The following is a 15,907-nucleotide window of genomic DNA, read 5'->3' as shown; positions in this document are numbered from 1 at the left end:
CTCCTTTCTGGCGTGAGCTGTTCGGGATCACTTGGTGAGCGACGACGCGGGCGTTGCCGTCCGGCCGGTCGAGCGGAGAAGAGCATCCAGGCACAGGTCCGGGTCTGCGGTCAGGTGCGAAGTGCCGTCCGCGACGCGGGCCGCGTCGGCGTCGGAGACGTAGGGGGTGCGGATGCGGGTATAGCCGGGGCGGCCCTGCATCGCCATCACCGCAACCCCGACGTAGGCGGGGTCCTGCAAGGTCACCGGGCTGGCATCGGGCCAGTTGCGGATGTCCTCACCCAGCGCGGCCACCGCGGCTTCCACGGTCTTCTGCGCGAACGACAACCCGATGGGACACACGTCGCGGATGAAGGTTGGGATGGCGTCGCCGGTGGTCTTCTGGCTGATCAGGATCACCAGGATGCCGACGCTACGGCCCTTCTTGACCAGGTCCTCCACCAGCCGGGCATTCTCCGCCGTCAGCGCGGCAAGATGTTTCGTTTTCGGGTCGCTGCCCTTGTACTCGCGGAAGTACGTGTGTGCCTCATCGATGATCAGGACCGTGAGCGGCCACTCCGGAGAAGGGCCGACGTGCCACAGGTTCTTCACGCCCAGCACGTCCCGGATGGTCGCCGAGCGCCGCTTGCGCAGCTCCACCAGACGCTTGAACAGAGCGTTCGCTTCGTCCAGGTCGTCACCGCAGAACGCGAACATCCGCTTGACCAGGTCGGCGTAGTCCCCTTCTGCGGCACGTGACACCTTCCCGTCCGCCGTCGCGATCTGCACGGCCGCCGACGGAGCGAAGTCGCACACGAACTTGTTGACCCCCGAGGTCTTGCCCGCACCCGGGACGCCAGCCACCGTCACCCCGGGCACGTTCGCCAGCGACACGCACACCGTCGCGGCGTACTCATCTACCCCCAGTTCCCAGCGCGTCAGATCCGTGAGTGGCAGACCGGTGGGCCGGTGCCTGGTCGGCGTGGTTAGCGGATCGGAGCGAACACCCCGGATCACCACCCTGCCGGGACCGTCCGGCAGCACTGAGACCCGCGTGCACCGCCACGCGTCCGCCAGGAACCGCGCCGCCTTCTGGTACTCCTCCAATCCGACCTGCGGCAGCGTCCGGGCCTGCACGATCACGCCGTACGGATCGGGCTTGACCTTGATCTTCGGAGTCAGAACCCGGGGCGCGGGGGCGGCACCGCCCTTGGACGCGGTGATCTGCGCAAGCAGGCTCGGGGTCTTGTCGGTGACCGTCAGCCCGGCCATCCGCGCAAGCCGTACCCAGCCCCAGCGCACCCGCACGGCCTGCCGCATGCTGACCCGCGTGCCCTTATCCGCTCGGACGTAGCGCACCACCGTCACCAGCAGCCACACGCCGACCAGCACGAGCGCGACCAGCAGCGCGTCCGGCGCATATCCCGTCACGGAGTCCATGTCACGCCCCCTGTTCATGTATCAGGCGGAGCACGTCGCCGAGGTCGAGGCGGGCTGCCTGCTCCGGGCTCAGGCCGAGGAGACCGAGCACCGCCGCCGAGACGGCGAACGTGGCCTTGCCCTCAGTCCCCGGCAAGGGGCGGAGCAGGTACAACTCCCGCTCCGGTGCGGGGGTCTCGAAGCGGATCACTGGGCCGCCTCCACCGTCACCAGCTCCAGGCGGGCGGCGCGGTAGGCGACGCCGTCGGAGAGCTGACCGTTGAAGATGCGCGCCCACGGGGTCGCGAACAGTTCTACCGGGCGCACCATCGCCCCCGGCTTGAGCCCGGCCGCCAGGCCCGTCTCCGGGACCGTGATCTTCAAGACCTCCGCCCGGCCCTCCTCCATGAGCATCACGGTCACCGTGTACAGCGACGCACCGGTCTCCCGGTCGGTGGCGACCTCCCCGGTCTGCTGGTCCTTGATCTTCAGTACCGGGTCGGTGCCCGCGATGCAGACCGCCGACGGCAGCAAGGCAACACGGATTCGAGTCATGGCCATGCCATCACATCCTCGTTCGATGGAGTCGCTTGATCGACTCGCCATGACCATAGCGGCACACTCGCTACGCCCGCAACACTCGATTCGTATCGCTACACCGATACGGTTGGAACGCCGAGGACGCCCGGGTGTGCCGGGAGTGTCGTCGCCGCTACCCTCGTGCCATGAAGCTGCCCCTGGGAGAGGACCCCCGGCCGCCGTACGTCCAGGCCGCCGACGTCCTGCGCACCGCCATCCACGACGGCGAGCTGCGCCCAGGCGAACGGCTCCCCGCCGCACGCGAGCTGCAACGGCGCTTCGGAATCGCCAGCTCCACGGTCCAAAACGCTCTGCGACTGCTCAAGGACGAAGGGCTGATCTACTCCGTCCTGGGCCGGGGCAGCTACGTACGCGCACAGGAGGCGCCGGCCGAAGCTGAGACGGAGGCCGCGGCGGGCAGTGAGACCGCCTCCGACGAACCCGATCCCGAGTACACCGGTCTCGGCGACCTCCGGCGCGGTTGGCAGACCGCCGACAGTCCCGCTGACGATCCACGCCCCCCGTACGTGCGAACCGCGGACGAGCTCCGCAAGCAGATCCAGGACGGTCGGCTCGCACCGGGTGCCAAGCTCCCGTCCGCCCGCGATCTGCAAGCCCAGTACGGCATCGCCAACTCCACCGCACAGAACGCCCTGCGGGTCCTCAAGGAGGAAGGGCTGGTCTACTCCGTGCAGGGCCGGGGCGTCTTCGTCCGCCAGCTCAGCCCGCGTGATCAGTTCCTCAAGCGCTATAACGAGGGGCTGGAGGAGATGGCGGCGCAGCGCAGGGTGGACGAGGAAGCGGTGCGGCTCAGCGGCAAGGATGACGACGAGGTAGCCGCCGAACTCGCCGCCGCCGAGGAACGGTTCACCAAAGCCAGCACCGAGTTCGAAGCCGCCACCGCCCACCGCGACGCCATGCGCGCCGTCATGGAGCAACGCAAGCGCCTCAGCGGCAACTACACGCCCGAAGAGCGGGCCGCCAGCGTCCAGCGCCTGTATGACCGGCTGAACGAAGGCAGACGCCGGCGCTGAACCGGCCGCACCCGGCGGAGCAGCAGGCACGCAACGCAGGGCGAGCTGTTCAGAGTTTCTTTACTTGATCAAGGCGGCCCGCTGTCGCGGGCCGCGCGCGCTCCGGCCCTGCGGGGCCGCCGCCCGCTCCTGTCTCCGCCCCGCTTGCCGTCGGCCCCGCCGGTCCGGGCGCGCAACAGCCGTACAGCGAACCACCTGGGGCCCTGCCCCAGACCCCGGCCCTCTCTCTGAGGGGCAGCGGGGCCGAGTACGGGTGCGGCTTCGTCGTGGTGAGTGGTCGCGGGTCGCGGGTGGGGTCCCTCGCCGTCCGGTCCCCGGAGGCGTACCAGGAACCCCCGGGGGCCGCCAAGGCCGAGCGCACGCGTCACGAGGTGAGCCTTGGCGGCCCCCGGAGAACCCTGGCACGGCGAAGCTGCCCGACCGACGAGGGACCCCACCCGCTCAGGCCCGGATCGTGCAGGGTGCTGGCCCTGGCCGGTGGGTGCCTTCTCCGAGGGCGCTCAGGACGCCAGCAGTTCGGCGACTTCGGGCACGTCGCGAAAGGCCCGCAGACGGTCCAGGACGATCCGTGTCCGCTCTGCTGTTCGTTCGCTGCCGCTCTGCCCGAGGGCGAGCATGCGACCCGCGGTCTGGGCGGCGGCTTCGGGCTCGTTGGCGTCGGCGTAGGCCACGGCCAGCCATGAGAGGTACAGCGCCAACTCCCGGGCGTGGCTGGCGTCGTAGCGCCCGAGCACGTCCGCCAGCAGGGGTACAGCACGCAGCGGACGGTGTAGCTCGGTGTAGACGCGGGCCTCCATGACCTGCAACTCCCCGGCGTCCATCCAGTACAGGTAGGTCGGTGACTCAGTGCCGGCCGAGTCCTCGGCCAGAGCCTCGGCCGCTTCTCCCAGGGCGGTCATCGCCGGGCCCTCCTGCCCGGCACGGGTATGCGCCCAGGCCACGCGGTCCAGGTACAGCGCGCGAGCCTTCGGGGGAGCATCCGGACCGGCGTCCTCCAGCGCGGCGCGGGCCAAGCCGACCGCGTCAGTCGTGCGCCCGGTGTTGCTCCATTGGTAGGCCAGCGAGCCCGCCACGTTCCCGGACAGCACGCCGTCCCCGGCGGCCTGCGCTGCGCTCATACCGAGCCGGTAGATCCGCTCCGCCTCGGCATGCTCCCCGGCGTCAGAGGCCACCCACCCGGCAATCTGCGCCAACTCGCCAATGACTCTCAGTAGTTCGCGACCTACTGCTTCGCTGTGCACGCCCTCGCGGTAGAGCTTCACCGCCGCCCGCAGCTCGCGCAGCGCGGGCCCGATCAGGTCCTTGCCGTACACCACGTCGTCGGCCAGCCGCAGGCCGTGCACCCGCTGAGCCAGGTCAGCCACCTGCCCGGCCCCGATCCGCCGGCCCGTACGGGCACGCAGCGGGGAGAGCGGGTCGCCCTCGGGCAGGAAGTCGGCCACCGACCGCACCGGCGGCGTGAGCTCGACAGGGTGAACGGCCTTCGCCGCTTCCAGCATCTCGCGCGGGACCTCCAGAACCCGCGCGAGGAACGGCAGCCACTCACGCGGCGACCGCGTCCCGATCTCCCAGCGGGACACGTCATTCCGCGTCGGAGGAACGCGACCAGGAGCAGCCTCGGCCAGCGCCTCGGCGAGCCGCCGCTGACTCCAACCACGCGCCACGCGCAGCCGCCTGACCAGTTCCCCGACCGTCTCCCGCACTCCACCAGCTTGGCAGACAGAAAGGCAGACACGCTGGCTACTCCGCAAGGTCCACACCAGCGAGACCCTGATCAACACCCCCGAGCCAAGCAGAGGAGAGGGCAACACGATGGCCGAGCACGCGACACCGTGGCCAGGGCGTCCCGCAGCAGAGGGCCCACGCCTGCTGCCCTGGAACACCGCCGAGGGGAAGCCCTGCTACCTGAGCACCGACGGTCACGGCTACCTCTCCACCCTCGCCGACAACGTCGAGACGATCCAACTCGGCATGGGCACGCAGCTGCTGGAGTACGCCCGCGACGCCACGGCCCCCGGAGCGCAGGCCATGTCGGCGACCGAATACCGCTGGCTGGCCCGCCGGTTGACCGAAGCCCTCTCCGACGCACTCAGGGTCGCTGACTCGCGCGGGCAGCGCCTCCCGAGCCCGGAAGAGGACGAGAGGGACGACGATGCCTGACTCCACGAACCCCGACACACCGGTCCGCACCCCCGCACGGGGACGCTACCGATTCCGCGAGTACCACGTCACCACCGTCCCCGACCCCATGGCGCTGCCGACGCTCGAAGCGGTCTGCGTCACCGGCGAGGAACACAACTGCGGTGCCACCTCCGGCACCCTGCACACCCCGGACGAGCTGACTTGCTGGATCGCCGGACACTGCGCCACGACCGGTCACGGGGTGTACGAGCAGACCGCCCGCACCATTCTCCGCGCCGAGCCCGGAGCCTGGCAGTAGAGTCCCTCTGCGCCGCCACCGCATCAGCCGTAGCGGACCGTGCCGCCCGCGTCCCTGACGGCAGTAGCGACGGCAACACCCACGGATTCCCCCGCACAACCACGGACACCAGCGGAACCCGAAACCGGCGCTGATCTGCGAATAGGCAGATAGAGAGGGGTCGCGTAGCACACGTACTATGTGCTGGCGGGGCAGACTCCGGTCCTCGTTCATAATTCCGGCGGCTGCATCACGATGTCTTCCGCGATTGGCGGGGACTCGTCTCTGGTGAAGGCTGCACAGCAGGCGGGGAAGAACCAGAAGGTTCAGGCCGACCTGGATAGCCTGTTCCAGCAGCTGTCACGCGGAAATATGAATCCGGGTCTCGGAAGCAAGGCATTGTCTGGAACGGATGTCACCTACGCACGAGGGCGGAACGGCGGTCGCCTATTCTTCCGGAACGTTGGCGGAGGGATTCAGGTCGTTGGGAAATCCGATAAGGCAAACGAGTCCAAGGTGATTGCGAGGCTGAACCAGCTCTATGGTCAGTGACTCTCTCTACCGCGTAGAGAACCAGCAGTTCAGCGCCCTCTTCATGTTGGGTGCGGAGGACAGCAAAGAAACCGTTGAGAACGTTGACGCAGAAATCAGCCTCCCCGATGGGACGCGATGGAGCGCCACGTTCATGACGCTACGGGCTATCGAACAGGTGATGAGCCGATGGAAGGGGACTGGAGAATGCGCCAGCGGTGCGTACTTCCAGTGTTCCGACCTCGTGATCATTCCGGAGGGCGGTCTGGCGGCGATGCTGGATTCCTTCAAGGGGATCATCGATTCAGGTGGACCTGAAGGAGTCTTGCAACTTCTGAATGACGACTAAATCGCCGTAGAGGCTCCTGCGGAGCGAAACAGGATGCCCCTTTCCCGGGTTACGGGGAAAGGGGCATCCTGGGTTTTGACGGCAACGGTGACGGCAGTCTGGCTGAGGACGCCCCCGAGGGTGTCGATGGCCTGGCGCTGGAGGCGGAGACGTACGTGGGCGTAGACGCCGGCGGTGACTCCGATGTGGGCGTGGCCGAGGAGTTCCTTGATGACGACGAGATCGACGCCTTGCTCGAGGAGGAGGGTGGCGGTCGAGTGTCGGAGGTCGTGGAAGCGGATGGTCCGGAGTCCTGCGCTGTGGAGGAGGGGGCGGAAGCCCCGCACAACCACGGACGCCAGCGGAACGCAAAACCCGCGCTGATCAGCGAAGAAGCAGGTAGAGCGGTGCTGCGTAGCGCACGTACTATGTGCTCGCCGGAACCACGCCGGTCCTTGTGCACGATTCGACACCGTGCGAACCGGAAGCGGTGAATATCGCCGAACATGCGGCGCAGCGGGCGGCGGCCGGCGACGGATCACACTACGTGCGAGGGGTTGCCCCCGGCGCCATGCCCGAGTATGTGGACGGGGTGATAACGGGCGAGGTTCCCAATGTTCAGGTCAGGTACCTCAAGAGGGGACGTGTGGGGTACTGGGACCCGGACAAGGGGGCCGTGGTCATCGAGGACCCGGGCGCGACTGGAGGTACGGTGTTCACGCCTAAGAACGGAAAGCAGTATTTCGACGATGAACTCGAGTGATTCCACGAATCCCAGCATCAGCGATTCCAGTGTGCTTCTGGAGATGAGCCCAGAGCGGTTCGGAATGGTCTTCCAAGTAGCCAAGGAGTTGCCTAACGTCTCGGACCGGGTTATCGAGTCCCAGAAATGCACACGCGCGGATGCAAGCGACCTGCTGCGCATCTTCCGTCGGGCCCGTGGAGGAATCGGGGAGACCACGGTTGGTGTCCGGTTCCGCCTAGCTTCCGAAAGCTGCGAAGAGCCCGTCTTCGCGTCGCCAGTGATCGAAGTTATGGCCACTACTGAGGACATGACGAAGTGGCGCCGCATGCTCGAGGCTGTGTGCGTTTCACTGGGCCCTGAGGAACTGTTCCTGCGGAGTGGTTATCGGGAGGGGGAAGTGAGAGAGGCTCTCAACTTCCTGAGCTAGGAGTTCCGCCGCGCCACACCGCCGCCCGTCACCGCCGTGGCGCTGAAGTACGTCATCAGGCTGACCGCATCCATCGAGGCTGACGGCAAGAAGCGGGCCGCTTCGGTCACCACCTCGGTCGATAGCGCCAGCAGAGTGAGGCCCCGTCAGGGTGTGTCCTGGCGGGGCTTCTGCATGGGGGTGACGGCGGTAGTTGACGGCAACGCCGGCGGACGAGGGCGGCTCAGGCTGGTATTCGTCGCCTTCGCCCCGGGTCGCATGGCTGCTCGCCCGGCCGTCGGGGGAGGTGCTCAGCGCGTCGATGGCCTGGCGTTGGAGGCGGAGTCGGAGGTGGGCGTAGACGCCGGCGGTGACGCCGATGTGGGCGTGACCCAACAGCTCCTTGATCACGACGAGGTCGACGCCCTGTTCCAGGAGGAGGGTGGCGGTCGAGTTTCGAGTGTCGGAGGTCGTGGAAGCGGATGTGGCGGAGCCGGGCTCGGTCGAGGAAGGTGCGGAAGCGGCGGGTGAGGTTGGCCGGGTCGAGAGGCCGTCCAGTCGGCGTGGTGAAGACGAGGCTGCTGTCACCCCAGGCCGCCCCGGCCTGACTCCGTTCCCTGTCCTGCCGTTCCTTGTGCTCCTTGAGGGAGGGGAGGCATTCGGTGGGGATGGCGATGCGGCGTTCGGATGCCCGGGTTTTGGTGGGCAGGTGGGTGAGGCCGCCGGTCTTCGGTTGCGCTGGAGTGAACGGCGGATGCTGGGTGTGTCGCCGTCGAGGTCGAGGCCTTTCCAGCGCAGGCCGAGGAGTTCGCCGTTGCCGGAGGCCGGTGCGCAGGGAAGCGACTCGAGGGGCGCGGCGGTCTTGACGTTCCGGGCCACGTTGCGCGGCAGTTCGTCCTCGCGGACGGAGTGCTCCAAGGTCGACTTGAGGTCCGAGTGAACGTAGGTGGGCCTTCAGCAGGGTGTTGATCTGGATTTCCGTTGCCCGGCGTTGGGTGTGACCGTCGTCGATCAGCCGTGGGGCCATGCGCGGGGCTTCGGACGGATCAGCTCGACGAGTCTGCCGGCGGCCGATCTTGCGCAGGGCCGCCGAAGATCCGTAGCACTCCAGGAGCCGGCTGACGGCCTGATGGTCCAGACACGGGCCGAGAACACGTTCCGGGCTTGGGTGGAACTGGGTGAGGCAGGTCGCGAATCCGGTTGGAGGTGCGGGTGGACTTGGGCAGCGAGGTCCTGGGCGAAGCCGACCAGACGGTCAGCTCGGCGGTGATCTCGTCGGTCAGTTTCAGCGATCGTCAGGTGTGCGGCATGGTGCGGCGGCGTCCTTGATCACCGCGGGCTCCTTCGCGTCGGTCTTCGCCTCGCCGGGGAGAGGTCGGTGATTCTGTGCATCGCGAGTCCTGGGGGCACCGGCAGTCCGCTGCTCTTGCGACGATCGGTGGCAGGGCGCCGATGAAGGCGAGCTGGTCCGCGACCCGCGACCCAACCCCCTGGGAGTGTTTGAAGGTGCCGGCCTCGGCTCGGGTGTCGTGCTCGCGCATCCACGTCATACAGACCTGCCGCCCGCGAACTGTCCGGCATTGCACGATTGCATCCGACCGGACGGTTGGCGGACCTCTGATCGGCGTCTCCGACGAACACCCCCGGGCCCGGTAACACCGCCCCCAGGTCATTCGATCGACCGCGAATAAGCTAACAGGGGAGGCGAGCAGTACCGGCCGGAGGCGTTTCGCGGGATGTGGGCCATCTGACGCCCCCATAGGTGCGCGGGAGGTTTAGGTCAGGCTAACCTAACCCGCATGAACGATTCCGCTTTCTCGGGCAAGGCTGCCCGCTCCTCGCGCCGTCGGAAGACGGCCACGCTGGCCGGCGCCGTCGCCGCGCTCCTCGTCGGCCTCACCGCGTGCGGTGCGGGCGGTGACGAGCAGGCCGAGAAGCCGGCGGAGGGCAAGGCGTCGTCCGGCGCCTTCCCGGCCAAGGTCGCCACCAAGTTCGGCGAGATCACCATCGACGAGGCCCCGAAGCGGATCGTCGCGCTGGGCTGGGGCGACGCCGAGACGGCGCTCGCGCTCGGCGCGCAGCCGGTGGGGGCCAGTGACTGGCTGCCCTTCGGCGGCGAGGGCGTCGGCCCCTGGGCCAAGGGCATGTACGACAAGAAGCCCGAGCTGATCGGCACGATGGAGCCGGAGTTCGAGAAGATCGCGGCGCTCAAGCCCGACCTGATCCTCGACACCAAGTCCAGCGGCGACCAGACGCGCTACGACACCCTCTCCAAGATCGCCCCGACGGTCGGCGTTCCCAGGGGCGGGGACATGTACATGACCTCGTGGGAGAAGCAGACCGAGATGGTCGCGGGCGCCCTGGGCAAGAAGGACGAGGGCGCCGAGCTGATCGCCGAGACCGAGAAGAAGTTCGCGGCGGCCGCCAAGGAGCACCCGGAGTTCAAGGACAAGACGATCACGGTCGGCTCGCGCACCTCCGAGGGCTTCGGCGCGTACGTCGGCGGCACCGGCCGGGTGGACTTCGTCAAGCGGCTCGGCTTCGTCAACAACCCGGAGATCGAGAAGCTGGCCGGGGACTCGTTCTCGGTCTCCGTCTCCAAGGAGAAGCTCGACCTGCTCGACGCCGACCTGACCGTCATGGCGCCGATCGGCATCTCCGCCAAGGAGATCAGCGACGACCCGCTGTACAAGGCGGTGCCCTCGGTGAAGGACGGCCGCTCGATCGTCTTCGACGACAAGGACATCAGCCAGGCGTTCGCCACCGACTCGGTGCTGAGCGTCGGCTACGCCCTCGACAAGGTCGTCCCGCTCTTCTCGGAGAAGCTCAAGTAAGGCTGTCCGCCCGCCCGTCGGGCCTGTACGCCCCCGCTTCCGGTGCTCGCCGGGGCGGGGGCGTACTGCTGTCCGGGGGGCCGCTCGCACCAGCTATAAGCGGTGTGTATAGCATCGGTGTAGAGCGAGGGCGCGGCCTCGCCGGTCACAGCGAACACAGGGGGAGCACGGTGAAGTCCACGAGCACGGACACGGCGTACCAGGAGCGGGACGTCCAGGCCGGGGCGGGGGCGGAGGCCGCCGGGCGGAAGGCGCGCGTGCACCCCGCCGTGCCGGCCGGGCTGATCGCCGGGTCGTACGTGCTGGCGCTCCTGCTCCAGCTGGCGGGGGCGCCCACCGCGGTGCTCTCGGTGGCCCTGCTGATGCGGATCGTGGGGTGCGTGCTGCTCTGCACCAGCCTCTTCTGGCGGCCCTGGCAGAAGGTGACCGGGGTGCTGGTGACCCTGGTGGTCCCGGCCCTCGCCAACATCCTGTGGAACCGGGAGCTGAGCGGCGAGGACACCATGGCCCTGCGCGTCCTCGCCGACGTGCTCCAGCTGGTGTGCGTGGTCGGCGGCGCCGCCTGGCTGTGGTGGACCCGGCGCAAGGACTGAGCCGGCCACCTGACCGCTGCTACTCCCGCCCGTCCTTGACCGGGTACGGGACGAAGGTGCCGGTGTTCTCGTCGACGGAGAGGGCGCGGCCCAGCGGCGGTACCGCGCGCTGGGGGCAGTCGAGGCGTTCGCAGACCCGGCACCCCATGCCGATGGGGGTGTCGGCGGCGGCGTTGGCCAGGTCGAGGCCGTCGGAGTAGACGAGGCGGGAGGCGTGGCGCAGTTCGCACCCCAGGCCGATCGAGAAGGTCTTGCCGGGGTCGCCCCAGCCGCCGCCGCGCCGGGTGACCGCCCGGGCCGTCCACAGGTACCGGCTGCCGTCGGGCATCGAGACGGTCTGCACGTGGACCCGGCCGGGCGCGGTGAACGCCTCGTAGAGGTTCCAGAGCGGGCAGGTGCCGCCGGCCCGGGAGAAGTGGAAGCCGGTCGCGGACTGGCGCTTGGACATGTTCCCGGCCCGGTCGACGCGGACGAAGGAGAACGGCACCCCGCGCAGCCGGGGCCGCTGGAGCGTGCTGAGCCGGTGGCAGACGGTCTCGTAGCCGAGGCCGAACCGGTCGGTGAGCCGCTCGATGTCGTACCGCACCTCCTCGGCGGCGCCGTGGAAGGCGCGGTACGGCAGGATCAGCGCGGCCGCGAAGTAGTGCGCGATGCCGATCCGGGCGAGCGACCAGGCGACGGTGGACTCGGTGAACTCCTCGGAGGCGGTGGCCGACAGCTCCGCGTCCTGCTCCAGCAGGGCGAGCTGGGTGGCCATCCGGAACGCCTGCTGGCCCGGACGCAGCCGGGGGGAGAGGTGCAGGACCCGGGCGTCGGCGTCGTAGTGGTGCGGGCGGCCGGTGTCGGCGCCGGTGGCGGTGCGCACGCCGTGGCGTTCCGCGAGCCGGCCGTCGAGGGCGGCCAGCACTCCGCCGGGGCGTACGCCGGTCTCGGCGGCCAGTTCCTCGGCGGCGAGGTCGGTCTCGTGGAGGTAGTTGCGGCGCCGGTAGAAGAACTCCCGGATCTCCTCGTGCGGGGAGCGGGCGGCGGCCGGCCCGGTGTCGGCGCGCCCCTCGGAGACCTCCGCGAGCCGGTCCGTCAGCAGGTCGGCGCGGCGCCCCAGCGACAGCAGGACCTGCGCCACCCCCGGGAGCCGGGAGGCGAGTTCGGCGAGGTCGGCGGAGGAGACGCGGGCGGCGGCCAGGTCGTCGGCGAGGGTCTCGCGCAGGTCGGCGATGAGCCGCCCGGTGTCGCGCTCGGAGAAGAAACCCGGGTCGACGCCGAAGGACTCGGAGATCCGCAGCAGCACGGGGACGGTGAGCGGGCGGGAGTCGTGCTCCATCTGGTTGAGGTAGCTGGGCGAGATGGAGAGGATGCGCGCCAGCTCCACCTGGCTGAGCCGCCGCTCCTCACGGAGCCTGCGCAGCCGGGCGCCTGCGTACGTCTTGCTCACCGGGCCTCCTCTCGGCGGGGCGGGCACGGCCCGCGTACCGGACAGTAGCCCGCCGGGGACGGCGCGCGGGCGGGGAGGCGACGTATCTCACGCCCCTCCCGGCAGGCTTCGCAGAATTGGCCGAACGGCGCCGGAAGATGCGCAGAACTTGGCAGCCGTACCCCGTTGATGGCACTCAGTGCCACTGTCACAGTCGTACGCACGGCCCGCCGGACCTCGGTGGCCCGGTCCGGAACCGGTTTCGCGCTCCACGCTCTGACTGCGGGAAAACGGTGCAAGGACCGGACCGTTCGTCCCCGCCCCCGTCGACATTGCTCACGACGCAGCCGTGGGAGGACCGGCGGGCCGTGCAGGGACAGGAGCTGGCGTACGGCGCGGATGATCGATCATCTGGCACTCAGTGCCGAGATGATCGTCGCGGCCGGACCTTCGCAGCGTTGGCAGAGACCAGCGTGGACAGACACCGGGAGTAGAGACATGGCGCAGACACCGACCGAAGCCGCGACCGAGCTGGCCCGGCGCTGGGCCGAGGACCCGCGCTGGAAGGGCATCGAGCGCACCCACACCGCCGAGGACGTCGTCCGGCTCTCCGGCAGCGTCCGCGAGGAGCACACCCTGGCCCGGCGCGGCGCCGAACGCCTCTGGCGCCAGCTCCACGAGCGCGACTACGTCCACGCGCTGGGCGCCCTCACCGGCGGCCAGGCCGTCCAGATGGTCAAGGCCGGGCTCCAGGCCATCTACCTCTCCGGCTGGCAGGTCGCCGCCGACGCCAACCAGGCCGGGCACACCTACCCGGACCAGAGCCTCTACCCGGTCAACTCCGTGCCGACCGTGGTCCGCCGCATCAACAACGCCCTGCTGCGCGCCGACCAGATCGCCACCGCCGAGAACGCCGGCGACACCACCGACTGGCTGGCGCCGATCGTCGCCGACGCCGAGGCCGGGTTCGGCGGCCCGCTCAACGCCTTCGAGCTGACCAAGGCGATGATCGCGGCCGGCGCCGCCGGCATCCACTACGAGGACCAGCTGGCCTCCGAGAAGAAGTGCGGCCACCTCGGCGGCAAGGTCCTGGTGCCCACCTCCCAGCACGTCCGCACCCTCAACGCGGCCCGCCTCGCCGCCGACATCGCCGACGTGCCGACGCTGATCGTCGCCCGCACCGACGCCCTCGCCGCCAACCTCCTCACCAGCGACGTCGACGAGCAGGACGCCCGCTTCGCCACCGGCGAGCGCACCGCCGAGGGCTTCTACCGCGTCGAGCCCGGCATGGCCCCGGTCATCGCCCGCGGCCTCGCCTACGCCCCGTACGCCGACCTCATCTGGGTCGAGACGGGCACCCCCGACCTCGCCCAGGCCCGCGAGTTCGCCGAGGCGCTGCACGCGCAGTACCCGGACAAGATGCTCGCCTACAACTGCTCGCCCTCCTTCAACTGGAAGGCCGCCCTCGACGACGACCAGATCGCCAAGTTCCAGCGCGAACTCGGCGCCATGGGCTACCGCTTCCAGTTCATCACCCTGGCCGGTTTCCACTCCCTCAACCACGGCATGTTCGACCTGGCCCGCGGCTACGCCGAACACGGCATGACCGCCTACGTCGACCTCCAGGAGCGCGAGTTCGCCGCCCAGGCCCAGGGCTTCACCGCCGTCAAGCACCAGCGCGAGGTCGGCACCGGCTACTTCGACCTCGTCTCCACCGCCGTCAACCCCGCCTCCACCACCACCGCCCTCACCGGCTCCACGGAGGAACAGCAGTTCCACTAGACCCCACCCACGCCCCCAGACCGGCGGGACCGCCCCTCCAGAGCACCCCGCCCCCGGGGCGGGAGCCACACCTCCCGCCCCGGCAATTTCCAGCCCGGCCGGCGTTTGAGGCCATCTGTGACCGGCACGGTCGAGCCGATCAGCACCAAAAATCAGCCCGGCCGGCGCTTGAGGCCACCCCACCCAAGCCCCCTTGAGGCCCAAGGAGAAAGCCATGCCGCCCACCACCTTGGCCCCGACAGGGGCCCAGGCATCCCAGGACACGGACGCCCTGCTGACCCCGGCAGCCCTGTCCTTCCTGGCGGAACTCCACACGGCATTCGCCCACCGCCGCACCCCCCTCCTCGAAGAGCGCCGCACCAGATCAGCCCTCCTGGCCCGAGGAGCCCCCCTCGACTTCCTCCCCGCCACCCAGGCCGTCCGCCAGGACAGAACCTGGCACATCGCACCCCCGGCCCCCGGCCTGGCCGACCGCAGGACAGAACTGACCACCCCTCCCACCCGCGCCGCCGCGAAGGCGGCGCTGACCTCGGGAGCCCAGCTCTGGACGGCCGACTTCGAGGACGCCACCTCCCCGTCCTGGCCGAACATCCTGACGGGCCACCTCACCCTCCTCGACCTGGTCGAGGGCCGCCTGACCGCCCCGGAGGGCCACACGGCCCCGACGGTCGCGGTCCGCCCCCGGGGCTGGCACCTGACCGAACGCCACCTCCTGGTCGACGGCGACCCCCTCCCCGCCCCCCTGGCCGACTTCGGCCTCTACGCCTTCCACCGGGCCCGCCGCCGCACCGCCCCCGCCGACGGCCCGTACTTCTCCCTCCCCAAGCTGGAGAACCACCGCGAGGCCCGCCTCTGGAACGAGATCTTCACCTTCGCCGAGCGCACCCTCGGCCTCGCCCACGGCACCATCCGCGCCACGGTCCTGATCGAGACGGTCACCGCCGCCTTCGAGATGGACGAGATCCTCTACGAGCTGCGCGACCACGCGGCGGGGCTCACCGCGGCCCGCTGGGACTACCTGTTCAGCCTGGTCAAGACGGTCGGCCACCGCCCGGGCACGGTCCTGACCGACCGCTCCCGCGCCGTGATGACCGCCCCGTACCTGCGCGCCTGGACCGACCTGCTGGTCCGCACCGCGCACCGGCGCGGCGCCCACGCGATCGGCGGGCTCACCGCCCAGGTGCTGACCGGCGACCCGGCGGCCGACGAGGCCGTGTGCGCCGCCGTCCGCCGCGACAAGGAGCGGGAGGCGGAGGAAGGGTTCGACGGTTCCTGGGTGGCCCACCCGAGCCTGGTCCCCCTCGCCCGCGCCGCCTGGGACACCGCCCTCGGCGCCCGCCCCCACCAGCTCGAACGCACCCGGGACGACGTCCACGTCACCCCCGCCGACCTGCTGCGCACCGGCCGCGACCACGGCCGCCCCGGCACCGAGACGGTCCGCGCCACGCTCGCCCTCTGCCTGCGCTACTACGACGCCTGGCTGCGCGGCGACGGCGCCCCCGTGCTGGACGGCGTCGTGGAGGACACCTCCGGCGCCGAGATCTGCCGCGCCCAGATCTGGCAGTGGCTGCGCCACGGCGCCGTCGACCGCCCCACGGTCCTGGCCCTGCTCGACTCCGAGACGGCCGCCCTCGCCGCCGACCCGGCCGCGCGCCACCGCGAGGCCCGTGACATCTTCGTACGCGGCGCACTCGGCCCCGAACTCCCCGAGTTCTTCACCACAGAAGCGTCCACCCGCCACCTCACCGGGCCGGTCGCGCGACACTGGACCTACGGCCCCCCACGGGTGGGCCGCCGCAACGTCCGGGGCTGAGGGGCCCCGGGCAGGTGCCGAGGGCTGAGGGGCC

General features: G+C 70.0%; 16 protein-coding genes and 3 pseudogenes. 11 read left to right on the top strand and 8 right to left on the bottom strand.

All coding sequences use genetic code 11. From position 1 onward, the window contains the following. Window positions 1-27: 27 nt before the first annotated feature. The 3 genes from IF45_RS0110995 to IF45_RS0110985 are packed head-to-tail and all read right to left on the bottom strand — an operon-like array spanning window position 28 to window position 1,959. Entirely contained in the window at window positions 28-1,419 is a 1,392-nt protein-coding gene (locus IF45_RS0110995) for a cell division protein FtsK (RefSeq protein WP_030307052.1), read from the bottom strand. Between the two features lies 1 nt (window position 1,420). Next, a complete protein-coding gene (locus IF45_RS0110990; protein WP_030307050.1) occupies window positions 1,421-1,609 on the bottom strand; it encodes a hypothetical protein in 189 nt (62 codons plus the stop codon). Then, window positions 1,606-1,959 carry an SCO3933 family regulatory protein gene (locus IF45_RS0110985; protein ID WP_030307049.1) on the bottom strand — a complete coding sequence of 118 codons (354 nt, stop codon included), beginning with the start codon at window positions 1,957-1,959 and terminating at the stop codon, window positions 1,606-1,608. The genes IF45_RS0110990 and IF45_RS0110985 overlap by 4 nt, the downstream gene beginning before the upstream one ends. 164 nt (window positions 1,960-2,123) lie before the next feature. On the opposite strand from IF45_RS0110985, the gene IF45_RS31915 reads away from it, so the two are divergent. Beyond that, window positions 2,124-3,011 carry a GntR family transcriptional regulator gene (locus IF45_RS31915; protein WP_051720686.1) on the top strand — a complete coding sequence of 296 codons (888 nt, stop codon included), beginning with the start codon at window positions 2,124-2,126 and terminating at the stop codon, window positions 3,009-3,011. Window positions 3,012-3,511: 500 nt separating this feature from the next. On the opposite strand, the gene IF45_RS0110970 is transcribed toward IF45_RS31915, so the two are convergent. Then, complete coding sequence (locus tag IF45_RS0110970) at window positions 3,512-4,714, bottom strand: NsdA family TPR-like regulatory protein (RefSeq protein WP_030307047.1); 1,203 nt, start codon at window positions 4,712-4,714, stop codon at window positions 3,512-3,514. Between the two features lie 109 nt (window positions 4,715-4,823). Between IF45_RS0110970 and IF45_RS0110965 the strand changes: the two genes are divergently transcribed. The 4 genes from IF45_RS0110965 to IF45_RS0110955 all read left to right on the top strand — a co-directional run bounded on the left by IF45_RS0110965 (window position 4,824) and on the right by IF45_RS0110955 (window position 6,310). Further along, window positions 4,824-5,171: a hypothetical protein gene (locus tag IF45_RS0110965; RefSeq protein WP_037637869.1), complete on the top strand. Its 348-nt coding sequence runs from the start codon at window positions 4,824-4,826 to the stop codon at window positions 5,169-5,171. Then, a complete protein-coding gene (locus IF45_RS0110960) occupies window positions 5,164-5,451 on the top strand; it encodes a DUF7848 domain-containing protein (RefSeq protein WP_051720685.1) in 288 nt (95 codons plus the stop codon). The genes IF45_RS0110965 and IF45_RS0110960 overlap by 8 nt, the downstream gene beginning before the upstream one ends. Before the next feature lie 267 nt (window positions 5,452-5,718). Next, window positions 5,719-5,982 carry a hypothetical protein gene (locus tag IF45_RS33270; protein ID WP_207229877.1) on the top strand — a complete coding sequence of 88 codons (264 nt, stop codon included), beginning with the start codon at window positions 5,719-5,721 and terminating at the stop codon, window positions 5,980-5,982. Next, window positions 5,972-6,310 carry a hypothetical protein gene (locus tag IF45_RS0110955; RefSeq protein ID WP_030307042.1) on the top strand — a complete coding sequence of 113 codons (339 nt, stop codon included), beginning with the start codon at window positions 5,972-5,974 and terminating at the stop codon, window positions 6,308-6,310. The genes IF45_RS33270 and IF45_RS0110955 overlap by 11 nt, the downstream gene beginning before the upstream one ends. Here the strand turns inward: IF45_RS0110955 and IF45_RS33845 are convergent. After that, window positions 6,307-6,639, bottom strand: a pseudogene (locus IF45_RS33845) (tyrosine-type recombinase/integrase); the annotation flags it as partial. The gene IF45_RS0110955 and the pseudogene IF45_RS33845 sit on opposite strands and share 4 nt — an antisense overlap. A gap of 140 nt (window positions 6,640-6,779) precedes the next feature. On the opposite strand from IF45_RS33845, the gene IF45_RS0110945 reads away from it, so the two are divergent. Together IF45_RS0110945 and IF45_RS33265 are read left to right on the top strand one after the other, a co-directional pair. Beyond that, window positions 6,780-7,052: a hypothetical protein gene (locus tag IF45_RS0110945; RefSeq protein ID WP_030307038.1), complete on the top strand. Its 273-nt coding sequence runs from the start codon at window positions 6,780-6,782 to the stop codon at window positions 7,050-7,052. Further along, on the top strand, window positions 7,039-7,461 hold the full coding sequence (locus IF45_RS33265) for a hypothetical protein (RefSeq protein WP_144081411.1): 423 nt from the start codon (window positions 7,039-7,041) through the stop codon (window positions 7,459-7,461). The genes IF45_RS0110945 and IF45_RS33265 overlap by 14 nt, the downstream gene beginning before the upstream one ends. A 201-nt stretch (window positions 7,462-7,662) precedes the next feature. On the opposite strand, the pseudogene IF45_RS33840 reads toward IF45_RS33265, so the two are convergent. Together IF45_RS33840 and IF45_RS33835 are read right to left on the bottom strand one after the other, a co-directional pair. Further along, window positions 7,663-8,388 (bottom strand): annotated as a pseudogene (locus tag IF45_RS33840) (site-specific integrase); the annotation flags it as partial. Beyond that, a pseudogene (locus IF45_RS33835) lies at window positions 8,387-8,915 on the bottom strand (IS110 family transposase); the annotation flags it as partial. The pseudogenes IF45_RS33835 and IF45_RS33840, both read right to left, overlap by 2 nt. 324 nt (window positions 8,916-9,239) lie before the next feature. Between IF45_RS33835 and IF45_RS0110920 the strand changes: the two are divergent. Further along, window positions 9,240-10,274 (top strand): iron-siderophore ABC transporter substrate-binding protein, encoded by a 1,035-nt coding sequence (locus IF45_RS0110920; RefSeq protein WP_030307031.1) that lies wholly within the window; start codon window positions 9,240-9,242, stop codon window positions 10,272-10,274. A gap of 170 nt (window positions 10,275-10,444) precedes the next feature. Next, a complete protein-coding gene (locus tag IF45_RS0110915; protein ID WP_018470165.1) occupies window positions 10,445-10,867 on the top strand; it encodes a hypothetical protein in 423 nt (140 codons plus the stop codon). A gap of 19 nt (window positions 10,868-10,886) precedes the next feature. Here IF45_RS0110915 and IF45_RS0110910 read toward each other — a convergent pair whose 3' ends face one another. Further along, complete coding sequence (locus tag IF45_RS0110910) at window positions 10,887-12,299, bottom strand: short-chain fatty acyl-CoA regulator family protein (protein ID WP_030307029.1); 1,413 nt, start codon at window positions 12,297-12,299, stop codon at window positions 10,887-10,889. 477 nt (window positions 12,300-12,776) lie between these two features. Between IF45_RS0110910 and aceA the strand changes: the two genes are divergently transcribed. Beyond that, window positions 12,777-14,060 carry an isocitrate lyase gene (aceA, locus tag IF45_RS0110905; RefSeq protein ID WP_030307027.1) on the top strand — a complete coding sequence of 428 codons (1,284 nt, stop codon included), beginning with the start codon at window positions 12,777-12,779 and terminating at the stop codon, window positions 14,058-14,060. 214 nt (window positions 14,061-14,274) lie between these two features. After that, window positions 14,275-15,873: a malate synthase gene (locus IF45_RS0110900; RefSeq protein WP_030307025.1), complete on the top strand. Its 1,599-nt coding sequence runs from the start codon at window positions 14,275-14,277 to the stop codon at window positions 15,871-15,873. The last annotated feature ends 34 nt before the right edge of the window (window positions 15,874-15,907 follow it).

The sequence above is a fragment of the Streptomyces albidoflavus genome (assembly GCF_000719955.1).
In the GTDB taxonomy this organism is placed as follows: domain Bacteria; phylum Actinomycetota; class Actinomycetes; order Streptomycetales; family Streptomycetaceae; genus Streptomyces; species Streptomyces albidoflavus.
This window is presented reverse-complemented; position numbering and strand designations above follow the sequence as displayed.